The sequence below is a fragment of the Streptomyces sp. NPDC127117 genome (assembly GCF_042677325.1).
GTDB lineage: Bacteria > Actinomycetota > Actinomycetes > Streptomycetales > Streptomycetaceae > Streptomyces.
Genome location: NZ_JBHXTM010000031.1, coordinates 12321 through 29465 on the forward strand (window position 1 = coordinate 12321; position 17145 = coordinate 29465).

11 protein-coding genes are annotated in these 17145 nt (G+C 69.4%); 6 read left to right on the forward strand and 5 right to left on the reverse strand.

All coding sequences use genetic code 11. The annotated features are described in order from the left end of the window. Positions 1 to 263: 263 nt before the first annotated feature. A complete protein-coding gene (gene hpf, locus ACFVH0_RS25410; RefSeq protein ID WP_385823670.1) occupies positions 264 to 953 on the forward strand; it encodes a ribosome hibernation-promoting factor, HPF/YfiA family in 690 nt (229 codons plus the stop codon). A gap of 183 nt (positions 954 to 1136) precedes the next feature. Then, complete coding sequence (locus ACFVH0_RS25415) at positions 1137 to 1886, forward strand: response regulator (RefSeq protein ID WP_385823672.1); 750 nt, start codon at positions 1137 to 1139, stop codon at positions 1884 to 1886. A 95-nt stretch (positions 1887 to 1981) separates the two neighbouring features. Here ACFVH0_RS25415 and ACFVH0_RS25420 read toward each other — a convergent pair whose 3' ends face one another. Further along, on the reverse strand, positions 1982 to 3157 hold the full coding sequence (locus ACFVH0_RS25420) for a winged helix-turn-helix domain-containing protein (RefSeq protein ID WP_385823674.1): 1176 nt from the start codon (positions 3155 to 3157) through the stop codon (positions 1982 to 1984). A 77-nt stretch (positions 3158 to 3234) separates the two neighbouring features. After that, complete coding sequence (locus ACFVH0_RS25425) at positions 3235 to 3810, reverse strand: GNAT family N-acetyltransferase (RefSeq protein WP_385823676.1); 576 nt, start codon at positions 3808 to 3810, stop codon at positions 3235 to 3237. Positions 3811 to 4050: 240 nt separating this feature from the next. Between ACFVH0_RS25425 and secA the strand changes: the two genes are divergently transcribed. Beyond that, on the forward strand, positions 4051 to 6870 hold the full coding sequence (gene secA, locus ACFVH0_RS25430; RefSeq protein WP_385823678.1) for a preprotein translocase subunit SecA: 2820 nt from the start codon (positions 4051 to 4053) through the stop codon (positions 6868 to 6870). Between the two features lie 969 nt (positions 6871 to 7839). Here secA and ACFVH0_RS25435 read toward each other — a convergent pair. Continuing rightward, positions 7840 to 8268, reverse strand: coding sequence for an Rv3235 family protein (locus ACFVH0_RS25435; protein WP_385823681.1), 429 nt, complete (start codon positions 8266 to 8268; stop codon positions 7840 to 7842). 292 nt (positions 8269 to 8560) lie between these two features. Here ACFVH0_RS25435 and ACFVH0_RS25440 point away from each other — a divergent pair, with 292 nt between their 5' ends. Beyond that, positions 8561 to 9067 carry a DUF6912 family protein gene (locus ACFVH0_RS25440; RefSeq protein WP_385823683.1) on the forward strand — a complete coding sequence of 169 codons (507 nt, stop codon included), beginning with the start codon at positions 8561 to 8563 and terminating at the stop codon, positions 9065 to 9067. 66 nt (positions 9068 to 9133) lie between these two features. After that, positions 9134 to 9805: an HAD family hydrolase gene (locus ACFVH0_RS25445; RefSeq protein ID WP_385823685.1), complete on the forward strand. Its 672-nt coding sequence runs from the start codon at positions 9134 to 9136 to the stop codon at positions 9803 to 9805. 21 nt (positions 9806 to 9826) lie between these two features. Here the strand turns inward: ACFVH0_RS25445 and ACFVH0_RS25450 are convergent, their stop codons facing one another. Further along, positions 9827 to 10396 carry a DJ-1/PfpI family protein gene (locus tag ACFVH0_RS25450; protein WP_385823687.1) on the reverse strand — a complete coding sequence of 190 codons (570 nt, stop codon included), beginning with the start codon at positions 10394 to 10396 and terminating at the stop codon, positions 9827 to 9829. A gap of 389 nt (positions 10397 to 10785) precedes the next feature. Between ACFVH0_RS25450 and ACFVH0_RS25455 the strand changes: the two genes are divergently transcribed. Next, entirely contained in the window at positions 10786 to 15789 is a 5004-nt protein-coding gene (locus ACFVH0_RS25455) for an NAD-glutamate dehydrogenase (protein WP_385823689.1), read from the forward strand. Positions 15790 to 15865: 76 nt separating this feature from the next. Here ACFVH0_RS25455 and ACFVH0_RS25460 read toward each other — a convergent pair whose 3' ends face one another. Then, positions 15866 to 17002, reverse strand: a complete 1137-nt coding sequence (locus ACFVH0_RS25460) for an FHA domain-containing protein (RefSeq protein WP_385823691.1) — start codon at positions 17000 to 17002, stop codon at positions 15866 to 15868. Between the last annotated feature and the right edge of the window lie 143 nt (positions 17003 to 17145).

Here is a 17145-nt window from a genome sequence, read left to right on the forward strand (position 1 = left end):
TAGCGGGTGCCGACATCCGGCCGGGCAGGCTATGTTCGGTTGTGAGGAATGGTGAATGCCAGACCTCGATGAATGCACCGCCAGGTTTCGGGCAGGCAACACACCAGTGGTCCAGAAGCAGGATTTCGGTGGGGTGGAGTCCTCACCGATGGGGGAGGAGGAGGTGGAAGTCACCGAGTCCGCGGCTCCGGTTGTCACCGGGGCCTGGTGCAAAAGGGAGATGCTTCACCGCTGAGTGGAGCGATCCGGGAACGGAGTTCTGCGTGGACATCGTCGTCAAGGGCCGCAAGACCGAGGTGCCCGAGCGGTTCCGCAAGCACGTGGCCGAGAAGCTGAAGCTGGACAAGATCCAGAAGTTCGACGGCAAGGTGATCAGCCTCGACGTCGAGGTGTCCAAGGAGCCGAACCCCCGTCAGGCCGACCGTTCCGACCGGGTGGAGATCACGCTCCGCTCGCGTGGTCCGGTCATCCGGGCGGAAGCGGCCGCAGGCGACCCGTACGCAGCGCTGGACCTGGCCACCGGCAAGCTGGAGGCGCGGCTGCGCAAGCAGCACGACAAGCGCTACAGCCGCCGTGGCAATGGCCGGATTTCCGCTGCCGAGGTCGGCGAGATCGTGCCGGGGGCGGCATCCTTCAACGGCGAGGGCGACCTGATCGCCGATGCGTCGACCGAGTCCGTACCCACCACGAGGTTCGGCTCGCTGGAGGTTCAGGGCGAGGGTCCGCTGGTGATGCGCGAGAAGACGCACGTCGCCGCACCGATGTCACTCGACCAGGCGCTCTACGAGATGGAGCTGGTCGGGCACGACTTCTATCTGTTCGTCGACTCCGAGACGAAGGAACCCAGTGTCGTCTACCGACGGCATGCCTATGACTACGGTGTCATCCACCTGAGGACCGACCCGCTGGCCGCCGACGAGGCGGGCGGCGCAGGCGGTGCGCTCGGCGGCTGATGCCACGCTTCCGCGGTGCCCCTGGAGCGTCTGTGCGCCCCCAGGGGCACCCGCGTGCGACCACAGGATCACCGCTCTGACGTCCAGGCATGGAATCATGGCGTCCCAAGCCAATCGGTGCTCTGTGAACTGCCGTTGGCGGACAGTGTGAACTTCAGGCCATGGCCTTCAGGGGGAGGAACGATGGCGGACACCTTCGGGCCCGTGCGTGATGCGAATGATGCCGACGACATCGGCGGTGCCGGCACCGGCGCGGACAGCGGTTTCCGCAGGGAGCCGATCAGGGTCCTCGTGGTGGATGACCACGCGCTCTTCCGCAGAGGTCTGGAGATCGTCCTCGCCCAGGAGGAGGACATCCAGGTCGTCGGTGAGGCGGGAGACGGATCGGAGGCGGTCGACAAGGCCGCCGATCTGCTTCCCGACATCGTGCTGATGGACGTCCGGATGCCCAAGCGCGGTGGCATCGAGGCCTGCACGGCGATCAAGGAAGTGGCGCCCAGCGCCAAGATCATCATGCTGACGATCAGCGACGAGGAGGCCGACCTTTACGACGCGATCAAGGCCGGTGCCACCGGCTATCTCCTCAAGGAGATTTCTACGGACGAGGTGGCCACGGCCATTCGCGCGGTCGCCGACGGGCAGTCCCAGATCAGCCCTTCCATGGCGTCCAAGCTGCTCACCGAGTTCAAGTCGATGATCCAGCGGACCGACGAGAGAAGGCTGGTACCGGCACCCCGGCTCACCGACCGCGAGCTCGAAGTCCTCAAACTCGTTGCAACGGGCATGAACAATCGCGATATCGCGAAGGAACTGTTCATTTCCGAGAACACCGTGAAGAACCACGTCCGCAACATTCTGGAGAAGTTGCAGTTGCACTCCAGGATGGAAGCCGTGGTCTATGCCATGCGGGAGAAGATCCTGGAGATCCGGTGACCCGGCCCGGGAAGAGCCGGTCGGTGAAGAAGAAGAGCCGATCGGTGAAGAACCGGCCCGGCAAAAGGGCCGGGCGAGGGCGCCGGAAAGCGTGCTCAGGCCAGGGCTCGGGCGATTTCCCGAGCGAGCGGTCCGCGCAGTTCCGGTGCGTCGACCCGCTCCAGCCGGACATCCGTGCAGCCGACCCAGGAAGCGGCCTCCACCAGAGCCTCGGCCATCGGCGCCACGGCCTTCCCGCTCGCCAGAGACACCTGCCGGGCGACCAGCGTGCTGCCCTCGCGCGCCGGGTCGACGCGGCCCTGGAGCTTTCCGCCCGCCAGCAGCGGCATCGCGAAGTATCCGTGGACCCGCTTGGGTTTGGGAACGTAGGCCTCCAGGCGGTGGGTGAAACCGAAGATCCGCTCGGTGCGCGCCCGCTCCCAGACCAGTGAGTCGAAAGGCGACAGCAGCGTCGTACGGTGCCGTCCGCGCGGCTCCGAGGCCAGCGCCGCCGGATCCGCCCAGGCCGGCTTAGCCCAGCCCCGCACCGTCACCGGCACCAGACCGGAGTCCGCCACCACCGCGTCGAACTGCTCGCCCTTGAGCCGGTGGTAGTCGGCGATGTCCGCGCGGGTGCCCACACCCAGGGACTGTCCCGCGAGCGCGACCAGCCGTCGCAGGCACTCCGTGTCGTCCAGATCGTCGTGCAGCACGTCATCGGGCAGGGCCCGCTCGGCGAGGTCGTACACCCGCTTCCAGCTGCGCCGCTCGGTGCACACCACCTCGCCGTACATCAGGGCACGCTCGACGGCGACCTTCGACGCCGACCAGTCCCACCACTCCCCGCCGTTCTTCGCGCCGCCCAGCTCCGTCGCCGTCAGCGGGCCCTCGGCGCGCAGCTGCTTGATCACCGTCTCGTACGCGCCGTCCGGCAGGTCGTGGTGCCAGTGCGGGCGGGAGCGGTAGGCGCGGCGGCGGAAGGCGAAGTGCGGCCACTCCTCGACCGGCAGGATGCAGGCCGCGTGCGACCAGTACTCGAAGGTGCGGCCGCCCGACCAGTACGCCTCCTCGACGGTGCGTCGGCCGACCGCGCCGAGGCGCGCGTAAGGAATCAGCTCGTGCGATCGCGCGAGCACCGAGATCGTGTCGAGCTGCACGGCGCCCAGGTGCCGCAGCACGCCCGGAACCCCGGCCCGGCGGTCCGGAGCGCCGAGGAAGCCCTGGGCGCGCAGGGCGATCCTGCGCGCCTGGTCGGCGGAGAGTTCAGCGGCGGGAGGCGGCACAGACGTCATGCCCCGAACCCTAGAGGCAGCCACTGACAACCGGCCGGGCTTCCGCGGGAACCCCGGCCGGCGGGCAGAGCCGACGGTCAGGGGGCGGCGGGCAGATAGGTGTGGGTGCTCGGCAGGCCGAGGTCGGAAGGGAGCAGCGCGCCGATCCAGGAGTCCCGCCGCACTCCCTTGTTGAGCAGGCCCGACCGCTGGTCGCCCTCCATCAGGAAGCCGGCCTTCAGCGCCACGGCACGCGAGGGGACATTGCCCACCTCGGCGCGCCACTCCAGCCGGTCACCGCCCAGTGCGGTGAAGGTCCAGTGGGCGGCGCACCGCACCGCCTCCGTCATGTAGCCGCGGCCCCGGTGCTCCGCGGTGGCCCAGAACCCCACCTCGAACGTGCCCGGGAGGTTGCGGCGGTTGATGCCGAGGGCGCCGGTCAGGGCGCCGCTCCCGCGCAGGACCACCGCGAAGTTGTACATGGAATCGTCCTGCCAGCCACCGGGGGACAGCTTTCCCGCGAAGAATTCCGCGTCGGCGCGGCTGTAGGGGGAGGGCACGACCGTCCACCGCTGGATGTCCGGGTCCTGACAGGCGGCATGGATCGCGTCCACGTCGCTGTCGGCGAAGGGGCGCAGCAGCAGACGGTCGCTGGTGAGGGTGATCGGCTCCATGAAGGGATTCTGGTGACGGTGTGCTCGGGAAGCGAACACTTTTCGGACTTCCCGGCACCTTCGGCGCTCCCCGGCCGTTGAGTCGGAGGGGACAGCGGGGCCAACGCGGCGGCAGCCCTCCCGAGGCGGCGGGGTCCTCGCTTACGATGGCCGTTGCGGTGGGGCCCACCTGCCGTGCCCGCGCCAGAGTCCATAACACGACCCAGTGCCCAGGCCCGACCGGCAAGGAGACCAGCCTCAGTGTCCGTCTTCAACAAGCTCATGCGTGCAGGCGAAGGCAAGATCCTGCGCAAACTGCACCGCATCGCGGACCAGGTCAGCTCCATCGAAGAGGACTTCGTCAACCTCTCCGACGCCGAGCTGCGGGCGCTCACCGACGAGTACAAGGAACGGTACGCGGACGGCGAGAGCCTGGACGACCTGCTCCCCGAGGCATTCGCGACCGTCCGTGAGGCCGCCAAGCGGGTCCTCGGACAGCGCCACTACGACGTTCAGATGATGGGCGGCGCAGCCCTCCACCTCGGTTATGTGGCCGAGATGAAGACCGGCGAGGGCAAGACCCTGGTCGGTACCCTGCCGGCGTATCTCAACGCGCTCTCCGGCAAGGGCGTGCACCTGATCACGGTCAACGACTATCTCGCCGAGCGAGACTCCGAACTGATGGGCCGCGTCCACAAGTTCCTCGGCCTGACCGTCGGCTGCATCATCGCCAACATGACTCCGGCCCAGCGCCGTGAGCAGTACGCCTGCGACATCACGTACGGCACGAACAACGAGTTCGGCTTCGACTACCTCCGCGACAACATGGCGTGGTCCGCCGACGAGCTCGTCCAGCGCGGTCACAACTTCGCCGTGGTCGACGAGGTCGACTCGATCCTCGTCGACGAGGCCCGTACGCCGCTGATCATCTCCGGCCCGGCCGACCAGGCCACCAAGTGGTACGGCGACTTCGCCAAGCTGGTCACGCGGCTGACCAAGGGCGAGGCGGGCAACCCGCTCAAGGGCATCGAGGAGACCGGCGACTACGAGGTCGACGAGAAGAAGCGGACCGTCGCCATCCACGAGCCCGGTGTCTCGAAGGTCGAGGACTGGCTCGGTATCGAGAACCTCTACGAGTCGGTGAACACGCCGCTCGTCGGGTACCTCAACAACGCCATCAAGGCCAAGGAACTCTTCAAGAAGGACAAGGACTACGTCGTCATCGACGGCGAAGTCATGATCGTCGACGAGCACACCGGCCGTATCCTCGCCGGCCGCCGCTACAACGAGGGCATGCACCAGGCGATCGAGGCGAAGGAAGGGGTGGACATCAAGGACGAGAACCAGACCCTCGCCACGATCACCCTGCAGAACTTCTTCCGCCTCTACAGCAAGCTCTCCGGTATGACCGGTACGGCGATGACCGAGGCCGCCGAGTTCCACCAGATCTACAAGCTCGGTGTGGTGCCGATCCCGACCAACCGGCCGATGGTCCGTGCCGACCAGTCGGACCTGATCTACCGCACCGAGGTCGCGAAGTTCGCCGCGGTCGTCGACGACATCGCCGAGAAGCACGAGAAGGGCCAGCCGATCCTGGTCGGCACCACCTCGGTCGAGAAGTCGGAGTACCTCTCGCAGCAGCTCTCCAAGCGCGGTGTCCAGCACGAGGTCCTCAACGCCAAGCAGCACGACCGTGAGGCGACGATCGTCGCCCAGGCCGGCCGCAAGGGCGCGGTCACGGTCGCGACGAACATGGCCGGACGAGGCACCGACATCAAGCTCGGTGGCAACCCCGACGACCTCGCCGAGGCAGAGCTGCGCCAGCGCGGGCTCGACCCCGTCGAGCACGTCGAGGAGTGGGCGGCCGCGCTGCCCGCGGCGCTGGAGAAGGCCGAGCAGTCCGTCAAGGCGGAGTTCGAAGAGGTCAAGGAGCTCGGCGGGCTGTACGTCCTGGGCACCGAGCGGCACGAGTCGCGGCGTATCGACAACCAGCTGCGCGGTCGTTCCGGTCGTCAGGGCGATCCGGGCGAGTCCCGCTTCTATCTGTCGCTCGGCGACGACCTGATGCGGCTGTTCAAGGCGCAGATGGTCGAGCGCGTCATGTCGATGGCCAATGTGCCGGACGACGTGCCGATCGAGAACAAGATGGTGACGCGGGCGATCGCGTCGGCCCAGTCGCAGGTCGAGCAGCAGAACTTCGAGACGCGCAAGAACGTCCTGAAGTACGACGAGGTGCTCAACCGGCAGCGTGAGGTCATCTACGGCGAGCGTCGCCGGGTCCTGGAAGGCGAGGATCTGCAGGACCAGATCCGCCACTTCATGGACGACACGATCGACGACTACATCCGCCAGGAGACCGCCGAGGGCTTCGCGGAGGAGTGGGACCTGGACCGGCTGTGGGGCGCGTTCAAGCAGCTCTACCCGGTGAAGGTCACCGTCGACGAGTTGGAGGACGCGGCCGGCGACCGGGCCGGGATCACGGCCGAGTTCATCGGCGAGTCCATCAAGGACGACATCCACGAGCAGTACGACGAGCGTGAGAAGCAGCTCGGCTCGGACATCATGCGTGAGCTGGAGCGGCGTGTGGTGCTGTCCGTCCTGGACCGCAAGTGGCGTGAGCACCTCTACGAGATGGACTACCTCCAGGAGGGCATCGGCCTCCGCGCCATGGCGCAGAAGGACCCGCTGGTCGAGTACCAGCGCGAGGGCTTCGACATGTTCAACGCCATGATGGAGGGCATCAAGGAGGAGTCCGTCGGCTACCTGTTCAACCTGGAGGTCCAGGTCGAGCAGCAGGTCGAGGAGGTGCCGGTGCAGGACGAGGCCGAGCGCACCTCGCTCACCAAGGAGGACGCCGTGCCGGCGGCGCGTCCGGAGATCCGGGCCAAGGGGCTCGATGCTCCGCAGCGTCCGGACCGGCTGCACTTCTCCGCTCCCACGGTGGACGGGGAGGGCGGGGTCGTCGAGGGTGACTTCTCCAACGGTGGCGGTACGGCCGGGTCCGAGTCGGACGGGCTGACCAGGGCGGAGCGGCGCAAGGCCCAGAAGAACGGTGGGGGCGGGCGTCGTCGTAAGAAGTAGTGGCGGCTGCCGGTGACGCCTTTGGGCGTCGTTGCGGTGGTCGGGTTGTAGCCGGGTTGTAGCCGGGGTCGGACGCGCGCGGGTTGGGCGTCCGGCCCCGGTTTTTTGGTCTGGGGGCGGTGGTCTGCGGGTGTGGGCCGCTGCGCGGGGCCTGCCCCTCCCCGCCCCTTCCCGGAACCGGGGCTCCGCCCCGGACCCCGCTCCTCAATCGCCGGAGGGGCTGGAGGAGCGGGTCGAGGAGGTGACCGGGGCAGTGGGCCGAGATGCGACCGAGGTGAGGGGCAGAGCGGGTCGGGAGGGGCATAGGGAGACCGGGAAGGGGGGCTGGGAGGCGCGCGGGCGAGGGGCTGGGGAACTTTGCGGGTGGGGGGACTGAGAGGCGGCCAGGAGGGCCCGGGGGTGCTTTGAGGGGGGAGGCGGCCGGGAGGGTCGGGGGTTGCTTTGTGGGCGGAGGGGTTGAGGGGTGGCCGGGAGGGTCGGGGGTTGCTTTGCGGGTGGAGGGACTGAGGGGTGGCCGGGAGGGTCGGGGGTGCTTTGAGGGGGGAGGCGGCCGGGAGGGTCTGGGGTTGCCTTGAGGGCGGAGGGGCTGAGGGGTGGCCGGGAGGGCCCGGGGGTGTCTTGAGGGTGGACGGTTGAGAGGTGGCCAGGTGGGCCGGGGTTGCCTTGAGGGCTGAGGGCTGAGCGGTGGCAAGGAGAGGGCGGCGTGAGGGGTCGGGGCTTTTGAGGGTGGAGAGCCGAAACGGGCCAGGAAGGGCAGGGCGGGCGGGCGTGGTTCCGTCGGTCCTGGCCGGCTCGGACGGGTGTTGCGCCGCCCCGTACCCGGCCCGGAGTCCTGCCCGGCCCATCCCTCTTCCTTCCTCACCCCCCTGCCCCCGCTCTTGGTTCTGTCGTGTTGTCGGTCCCGGTGGTTGTTCCGCTCCGGGCCCGGCGCAGGGCGCCTCCTCTCCTGGGCTGCCGGGCCCGGGCCGGTCAGCGGGAGGGGGTTGGCTGTAGGTGGTCGTCGCCGAGTTCCACTGCTGCGCAGCGCCAGCGGAGGTCGGGGCCCTGTTCCAGGCGGAAGGCCATGGCGCGTACCTGTTCGCCGGCCGCGATGCTCGCGCAGGCCTCCACCACGCCCGGGGCCGGCTGGGCGCCGTGGCACATGCGGATCACGGGGCGGGCGCCGCGGGCCCTGAGAGGGGTGCGGGGGGCCAGTTCGGCGAGTTGGTCGTAGGCCTCGCCGATGGTGTGGCCGAGCATCCAGTGCACCGGTCGCTGGCCGCTCAGGACCGCCAGGAGGCGGTCGGCGAACCAGTGGTGCGGGCGTACGCGCCGGGGTGTCCGGGTGCGCTGGGGTGGTACGGATTCGGGCCTGCGCTGGTCGCGTCGTCCGGCGGGCCGGGTCCTGTTCGTGCTCATCGATCATCGCCCCCGTGCTTCAGAGGCCCGGTGAAATACCGGGCGGTAACTTCTGCTGTGGACCTTCTACGGCGACGGCCGAGGAGGCCGCAAGCGGCAGTGGAGCGACGGGAGCGGCCGCGAGGAATCACCTATCCGGGTGATGGGGGCGGTGCCGGGCGGGGTGTGAGGCGGGCGCGGGGAGGGTGAGGGGCGGTTGCCGGGTGGACGGGGCGGCATCGGTGCACGTGACCCCAAAGGGGGACGTCACACGTATCCTGAGGGCGTTTCCGACTACGAAAGCGACCCGGCCATGCGCGTGTACGTCCCCCTGACCCTGTCCGGTCTCGCAGCGGCGCACCGGGCGGGCGAAATCGGTCCCGGGCCGCTCACCGCGTACGCGGTGACCCCCGCGCTGCGCGAGTGGTACGTCTCGGACGACATCGAGGAGCTGGAGTACGCGGCGCTCAACCGGGCCGCCTCCGCCTCGCTGCGCATGATCGCGCAGAACCCCGACGCGGTGCGCAGACGCGTCGTCGTGGCGGTCGAGGTGCCGGACGGCGCGGCCGTCGCCGACCCGGACCACAGCCTCGACCCGTCCGCGCTCGGCGAGGTGCGCATCGCGTCCCCCGTGGCGCTCGCCAAGGCCGCCGCGGTGCATGTCGACGCGGACGACGCGCAGAAGGACGTCACGGCGGCGGCCGCGGCGCTGGGGGCGGCGGACCTCGGGGACGACGACGCGCAGTTCACCGTGGACGGCGCCGAGGACCATGAGCTGCTCTGGTTCGGCATTCAGGAGATTCCGAATCTGATCCCCTGAGGACGGGCATCGAGGGCCGGCGCATCGAGTCGAACGGTTGTCGGAGGGGGCGGGTACTTTCTATGCATGGGGACGCACGGGAAGCACCGCACTCATCTGGTCTGGGACTGGAACGGCACACTGCTCGACGACAACGACGCGGTCATCGGCGCGACCAACGCCGCGTTCGGCGAGGTCGGCCTGGCGCCGATCACCCTTGAGCAGTACCGCGAGATGTACTGCATCCCGATACCCCGCTTCTACGAACGGCTGATGGGCAGGCAGCCCACGGAGGCCGAGTGGGAGCGGATGGACGGGATCTTCCACCAGCACTACACCGAGCGGCGGGACGCCTGCGGGCTCACCGAAGGGGCCGAGGAGCTCCTCTCCCAGTGGCAGCTTGGCGGGGGCAGCCAGTCGCTCCTGAGCATGTACGGGCACGACCAGCTGGTCCCCGTGGTGCGTGGGTACGGCATAGAGCGGCACTTCCTGCGGGTCGACGGGCGCACCGGGCCCTCCGGCGGCAGCAAGGCCCGGCACATGGAGCGGCACATCGCCGCGCTGGGCGGGATATCCGCCGAGCGCACCGTGGTCATCGGTGACGCGGTGGACGACGCCGTGGCCGCGGCCCATGTCGGCGCGAAGGCCGTGCTCTACACCGGCGGGTCGCACAGCAGGGCCAGCCTGGAGGCGGCCGGGGTGCCGGTGGTGGACAGCCTGGCCGAGGCCGCGCAGCTCGCCGAGCAGATCGCCGGGTGAGGGAGGGCCCGGCGGGGGCCGTCAGCCCGTCACCGGGGCCTTTGTACGGAGGATCTTCAGGAACTCGCGCATCCACGCCGAGTGGTCCGGCCAGGCGCGGGACGAGACCAGCACTCCGTCGACCACCGCCTCGTGGTCCTCGAAGGTGGCGCCCGCCGTCTGCATGTCGAGCTCCAGCGCCGGATACGCGGTGACGTGCCGGCCGGTCAGCGCGCCGACCGCCGCGGTCATCAGCGGGCCGTGGCAGATCTGGGCCACCGGCCGGTCCGAGTCGAAGAACGCCTTGAGGATCTTGCGCAGCTCGGCGTCGTTGCGCAGATACTCGGGCGCCCGGCCGCCCGGGACGACCACGGCCACGTAATCCCCGGGGTCGACCTCGGAGAACGCCAGGTCGGCGGGCCAGGTGTAGCCGGGCTTCTCGGTGTACGTGTCGAAGCCGGGCTCGAAGTCGTGGACGACGAAGCGGAGCGTCTTGCGGGCGGGGGCCGCGATGTGGACGTCGTACCCCTCCTCGCGCAGCCGCTGGTAGGGGTAGAGGACTTCCAGGGACTCGGCGGCGTCGCCGGTGACGATCAGGATCTTCGGTGCCATGGCGGGGCTCCCACGGGTCGTCGGCCTTTTCCGCCTACCAGAGTGCGGCAATACGGACGCGCGCGCTGTCCAGAGTGTCAAAGTTCGGGTCCATCTTTTTACACAAAGGGCTCGTGACGGTCATGGGGGAGGGCGATATAGCCTGGACCCCGTGATCAGCGCGATACGCCTCGGGGGCAGCGAAGCCCCCGGCCAGCGCCCGGAGTGCCACAGCACCCGGGCCGTCGTTGATTCCCTCAGCCCGGACCGAACGCCAAAATTGGCCGATTCGGCCCCGGGCGTCTCTCATAGCGGCATAGCGTCGACTCAGACCGGAAACCCCGTGTCGTGGCGGTACGTCGTCTTTTCCACCTACGTCACGCAACGGCGCGCGACAGGAGCCAGAGGACATGCAGACCAAGCTGGACGAAGCCAAGGCCGAGCTGCTCGCACGGGCGGCGAAGGTAGCTGACAACAGCCCGGGCGGTGGTGTCGGTGGCCCGGGCGGTACCTCCCGGGTGCGTGTTGCGGCCACCGGGGCCGAGCAGGAGCGCCCCGGACAGGACGTGCTCCTCTCCTACCTCCAGCGCTACTACCTGCACACCGCTCCGGAGGACATCGCGGGCCGCGACCCGGTGGATGTCTTCGGTGCCGCCTCCTCCCACTACCGGCTGGCCGAAATGCGTCCGCAGGGCACGGCGAACGTCCGGGTGCACACCCCGACCGTCGAGGAGAACGGCTGGACGTGCAGCCACACGGTCGTCGAGGTCGTCACCGACGACATGCCGTTCCTGGTCGACTCCGTCACCAATGAGCTGTCCCGGCAGGGGCGCGGCATCCACGTCGTGATCCACCCGCAGGTCGTCGTACGCCGTGACGTCACCGGCAAGCTCATCGAGGTCCTCGCCGAGGGCAACGGCATCGCGACGGGCCCGCAGGGCCGCAAGGACGCCGCGGGCGCCAAGCACGAGCTGCCGCACGACGCGCTCGTCGAGTCCTGGATTCACGTCGAGATCGACCGCGAGACCGACCGCGCCGACCTCCAGCAGATCACCGCCGACCTGCTGCGCGTCCTGTCCGACGTACGGGAGACCGTCGAGGACTGGGACAAGATGCGCGACGCCGCGCTGCGCATGGCCGACGACCTGCCCGGCGAACCGCTCGACGACCTCGCCGACGAAGAGGTCAACGAGGCCAGGGAACTGCTGCGCTGGCTCGCCGCCGACCACTTCACCTTCCTCGGCTACCGCGAGTACGAGCTGAAGGACACCGACTCGCTGGCCGCCGTCCCCGGCACCGGCCTCGGCATCCTGCGCTCCGACCCGCACCACAGCGTCGACGAGGCGCACCCCGTCAGCCCGTCCTTCGACCGGCTGCCCGCCGACGCCCGGGCCAAGGCCCGCGAGCGCAAGCTCCTCGTCCTCACCAAGGCCAACAGCCGCTCGACCGTGCACCGGCCCAGCTACCTCGACTACGTCGGCGTGAAGAAGTTCGACACGGACGGCAACGTCATCGGCGAGCGCCGCTTCCTCGGCCTGTTCTCCTCCGCCGCCTACACCGAGTCCGTGCGCCGGGTGCCCGTCATCCGCCGCAAGGTCGCCGAGGTGCTGGAGGGCGCGGGCTTCTCGCCCAACAGCCACGACGGCCGCGACCTGCTCCAGATCCTGGAGACGTACCCGCGCGACGAGCTCTTCCAGACGCCCGTCGACCAGCTGCGCTCCGTCGTCACCTCCGTGCTGTACCTCCAGGAGCGCCGCCGGCTGCGGCTCTACCTGCGCCAGGACGAGTACGGGCGCTACTACTCCGCGATCGTCTACCTGCCGCGCGACCGCTACACCACCGGTGTGCGGCTGCGCCTGATCGACATCCTCAAGGAGGAACTGGGCGGCACCAGCGTCGACTTCACCGCCTGGAACACCGAGTCGATCCTCTCCCGGCTGCACTTCGTCGTCCGCGTCGCACCCGGCACCGAGCTGCCCGACCTCACCGACGCCGAGGCCGACCGCATCGAGGCCCGGCTCGTCGAGGCCGCCCGCTCCTGGGCCGACGGCTTCCAGGAGGCACTGGGCGCCGAATGCGGCGAGGAGCGCGCCGCCGAGCTGCTGCGCCAGTACGGCCACTCCTTCCCCGAGGGCTACAAGGCCGACCACACGCCGCGCTCCGCCGTGGCCGACCTGGTCCATCTCGAAGCGCTCAAGCAGGACGAGAAGGACTTCGCCCTCAGCCTGTACGAACCGGTCGGCGCCGCCCCCGGCGAACGCCGCTTCAAGATCTACCGGACCGGCGAGCAGGTCTCCCTCTCCGCCGTGCTCCCGGCCCTCCAGCAGCTCGGTGTCGAGGTCGTCGACGAGCGCCCGTACGAGCTGCGCTGCGCAGACCGTACGCACGCCTGGATCTACGACTTCGGGCTCCGGATGCCGCAGATCAACGGCAACGGCAACTACCTCGCCGACGACGCCCGGGACCGCTTCCAGGACGCCTTCGCCGCCGTGTGGACCGGTGAGGCCGAGAACGACGGCTTCAACTCGCTGGTGCTGGGCGCCGGTCTGAACTGGCGCCAGGCGATGGTGCTGCGCGCCTACGCGAAGTACCTGCGCCAGGCCGGTTCGACGTTCAGCCAGGACTACATGGAGAGCACTCTCCGCAACAACGTCCACACCACCCGGCTGCTGGTCTCGCTCTTCGAGGCCCGGATGTCCCCGGAGCGGCAGCACGCCGGTACCGAGCTGATCGACGGTCTCCTCGAAGAGCTCGACGGGGCCCTGGACCAGGTCGCCTCGCTCGACGAGGACCGCATCCTGCGGTCCTTCCTCACCGTCATCAAGGCCACCCTGCGCACCAACTTCTTCCAGCGCGACGACAGCGGCAAGCCGCACGGCTACGTCTCGATGAAGTTCGACCCGCAGTCCATCCCGGACCTGCCGGCCCCCCGGCCGGCCTTCGAGATCTGGGTCTACTCGCCGCGCGTCGAAGGTGTGCACCTGCGCTTCGGCAAGGTCGCCCGAGGCGGTCTGCGCTGGTCGGACCGGCGGGAGGACTTCCGTACGGAGATCCTCGGCCTGGTCAAGGCGCAGATGGTGAAGAACACCGTCATCGTGCCGGTCGGCGCCAAGGGCGGATTCGTCGCCAAGCAGCTCCCGGACCCGGCCGTCGACCGTGACGCCTGGATGGCCGAGGGCATCGCCTCGTACCGCACCTTCATCTCGGCGCTGCTCGACATCACCGACAACATGGTGGCCGGCGAGGTCGTGCCGCCGATCGACGTCGTCCGGCACGACGAGGACGACACCTACCTGGTCGTCGCCGCCGACAAGGGCACCGCGAGCTTCTCCGACATCGCCAATGAGGTCGCCGTCGGCTACGGCTTCTGGCTCGGCGACGCCTTCGCCTCCGGCGGCTCCGCCGGCTACGACCACAAGGGCATGGGCATCACCGCCCGCGGTGCCTGGGAGTCCGTCAAGCGGCACTTCCGCGAGCTGGGCCACGACACCCAGACCGAGGACTTCACCGTCGTCGGCGTCGGTGACATGTCCGGTGACGTCTTCGGCAACGGCATGCTGCTCTCCGAGCACATCAGGCTCGTCGCCGCCTTCGACCACCGGCACATCTTCATCGACCCGAACCCGGACGCCGCCACCTCGTACGCCGAGCGCCGCCGGCTGTTCGACCTGCCGCGCAGCTCCTGGGCCGACTACAACAAGGACCTGCTCTCCGCGGGCGGTGGCATCCACCCGCGCAGCGCCAAGTCCATCCCGGTCAACGCGCACATCCGCGAGGCGCTCGGCATCGAGCCGGGGATCACCAAGATGACCCCCGCGGAGCTGATGCAGACCATCCTCAAGGCCCCCGTGGACCTGGTGTGGAACGGCGGCATCGGTACGTACATCAAGTCCTCCGCCGAGTCGAACGCGGACGTCGGCGACAAGGCCAACGACGCGATCCGCGTCAACGGCGAGGACCTGCGGGCCAAGGTGGTCGGCGAGGGCGGCAACCTCGGCGCCACCCAGCTCGGCCGGATCGAGTTCGCCCGCGGCGGCGGCCGGATCAATACCGACGCGATCGACAACAGCGCCGGTGTGGACACCTCCGACCACGAGGTGAACATCAAGATCCTGCTCAACGGCCTGGTCCGGGACGGCGACATGACCGTCAAGCAGCGCAACAAGCTGCTCGCCGAGATGACCGACGAGATCGGCCGCCTGGTGCTGCGCAACAACTACGCGCAGAACGTGGCGCTCGCCAACGCCACCTCCCAGTCGCCCTCGCTGCTCCACGCCCACCAGCGCTTCATGCGCCGGCTGGGCCGGGACGGCGACCTCGACCGCGGTCTTGAGTTCCTGCCCGCCGACCGCCAGATCCGTGAACTGCTCAACGCCGGCAGGGGGCTCAGCCAGCCCGAGCTGGCCGTGCTGCTCGCCTACACCAAGATCACGGCGGCCCGGGAGCTGATCAGGACCAGCCTGCCGGACGACGCGCACCTGCAGAAGCTGCTGCACGCCTACTTCCCGGAGCAACTGCGCGCGCAGTTCCCCGAGGCGGTCGACGGGCACGCGCTGCGGCGCGAGATCATCACCACGGTCCTGGTCAACGACACCGTGAACACCGGTGGTTCGACCTTCCTGCACCGGCTGCGGGAAGAGACCGGTGCCTCGATCGAGGAGATCGTGCGGGCCCAGTTCGCGGCCCGTGAGATCTTCGGTCTCGGCCAGGTGTGGGATGCCGTCGAGGCGCTCGACAACGAGGTCGCCGCCGATGTGCAGACCCGGATCCGGCTGCACTCGCGCCGGCTCGTCGAGCGCGGTTCGCGCTGGCTGCTCGGCAACCGGCCGCAGCCGCTGGAGATCTCCGGGACGATCGACTTCTTCAAGGCGGGCGTCGAGCAGGTCTGGGCCGAGCTGCCCAAGATGCTGATGGGCGCCGACCTGGAGTGGTACCAGTCGATCCTGGACGAGCTGACCGAGGCGGGCGTCCCGGGCGAGCTGGCCCAGCGGGTCGCCGGATTCTCCTCCGCCTTCCCGGCGCTGGACATCGTGGCGATCGCGGAGCGCACCGGCAAGGACCCGCTCTCCGTCGCCGAGGTGTACTACGACCTCGCGGACCGGCTGGGCATCACCCAGCTGATGGACCGGATCATCGAGCTGCCGCGGGCCGACCGCTGGCAGTCCATGGCCCGCGCCTCCATCCGCGAGGACCTGTACGCCGCGCACGCCGCGCTCACCGCGGACGTGCTGGCGGTGGGCAACGGGACCTCGACGCCGGAGGAGCGGTTCAGCGCCTGGGAGGAGAAGAACGCGGCGATCCTGACGCGGTCCCGCTCCACCCTTGAGGAGATCCAGGGGTCGGACGCGTTCGACCTGGCGAACCTGTCGGTGGCGATGCGGACGATGCGCACACTGCTCCGTACGCACGCGTAGTCGGTCGAGAGCCGGTAGTAGGGGGAGGCGGTCGCCGGGGTCCGGTGGCCGCCTCCTCCGTCGTTGTGTGTGGGCGTCAGTACATGCGGGTCTCGCCCGCCACGTCCGGCGGGGGAGTCCGGCGGCGCTGCCACTCCTGGGCCAGCTCGGTCGGGAAGCGGCGGCCGCTGCGGGCCAGGATCACGCCCTCGACCAGCCGGAGTTCGTCCCCGCCGTGGTACTGCCGCTCGGCCGTGCCGAGCTTCTTCCACGGGCCCGGACCCGACTTTCCGGCCGTCGAGCGCCACCGGGTGCCGTAGGTGCTGTGGTCCCGTACGTGGACGATGCCGCCGGTCACCCGCAGCTCGACATGGGCGCGGCTGAGGCCGGCGGTGCGGTGCTCCGGGACCAGGTCGTGCAGCGAGATGCCACCCTCGCCGGGCGCCCGGCCCACCTTCACCGTCGTGCCGTCCTCCAGCGTGAACCGGGCCTTCACATCGCCCTCCACCAGGAGCTTCAGCTGCACGGTCGCCGTGCGCGGACCGTCGTCGACCAGCGCGGTGCCATGGCTCTGGCAGTGGGGTACGCCCCTGATGACGCGGGGCAGCAGGGCGGCGCTGCCCTTGTGGGTGTCGTACAGGGTGCAACGACGGTCCGCACAACGCCAGTTGCGGTTGACCACGTCGAAGCGGGGGGTGCGGTGCGGGCCCAGCAGCCCCATCTTCTTCAGTACGTCCTCCTCCATCTTCCTGGAGATGTCCAGCGCACTGGCCACCCCCATGTCGACGGGGACCAGCCCGACCTTGCCACCGGGGGCAGGGACCGGCTCCAGGAAGTCGTCCGCGTTGCCCTGGATCCAGGGGTGCGACTCGCGGTGGCCGCGGAAACGGTCGCCGGTGATGACGGGGATGCCGGTGTACGCGCACAGTTCGAGCAGGCGGTCGTCGGCGTCAGGCAGCTCCTCGACCAGGCCGCGGTCCACCCAGCGGCCGAGCAGCCGGATGTCCGCGGGATCGGTGAACTCCCGCCGCCCGCCGAGCCGCAGGCTGGCGTCGGCGACCAGATACAGCTTCACGTCCGGATCCCGGGCGAGCTTCTTCGCGGCGTCCACGAGGAGTCGCAGTCGGCGCAGGGAGCGCAGCCCGGGTTCGCCCAGCGTGCGGTTGCGCACGACGTTGGACAGATCCACCAGGAAGCAGGCCGCGCCGAAGTCGGTGGTGAGGTGGTCCTCCATCGAGATCGCCCTCCCGGAAGCCCCGTTGACGTGGCGCCGAAGCCCCGTCGACGTGGCGCCGAAGTCACTTCGAAGTCTCTGTACGGAATATGACGGCATGTTAATACCCTTGTGGTGCAACTATATTGACGTCCCCGACGGCC

What these genes read in the sequence shown, in the direction of transcription:
- ACFVH0_RS25415 (WP_385823672.1), top strand. Translation starts at nt 1,137, where the DNA reads ATGGCGGACACCTTCGGGCCCGTGCGTGATGCGAATGATGCCGACGAC.
- ACFVH0_RS25420 (WP_385823674.1), bottom strand. Translation starts at nt 3,157, where the DNA reads ATGACGTCTGTGCCGCCTCCCGCCGCTGAACTCTCCGCCGACCAGGCG.
- ACFVH0_RS25425 (WP_385823676.1), bottom strand. Translation starts at nt 3,810, where the DNA reads ATGGAGCCGATCACCCTCACCAGCGACCGTCTGCTGCTGCGCCCCTTC.
- ACFVH0_RS25435 (WP_385823681.1), bottom strand. Translation starts at nt 8,268, where the DNA reads ATGAGCACGAACAGGACCCGGCCCGCCGGACGACGCGACCAGCGCAGG.
- ACFVH0_RS25440 (WP_385823683.1), top strand. Translation starts at nt 8,561, where the DNA reads ATGCGCGTGTACGTCCCCCTGACCCTGTCCGGTCTCGCAGCGGCGCAC.
- ACFVH0_RS25445 (WP_385823685.1), top strand. Translation starts at nt 9,134, where the DNA reads ATGGGGACGCACGGGAAGCACCGCACTCATCTGGTCTGGGACTGGAAC.
- ACFVH0_RS25450 (WP_385823687.1), bottom strand. Translation starts at nt 10,396, where the DNA reads ATGGCACCGAAGATCCTGATCGTCACCGGCGACGCCGCCGAGTCCCTG.
- ACFVH0_RS25455 (WP_385823689.1), top strand. Translation starts at nt 10,786, where the DNA reads ATGCAGACCAAGCTGGACGAAGCCAAGGCCGAGCTGCTCGCACGGGCG.
- ACFVH0_RS25460 (WP_385823691.1), bottom strand. Translation starts at nt 17,002, where the DNA reads ATGGAGGACCACCTCACCACCGACTTCGGCGCGGCCTGCTTCCTGGTG.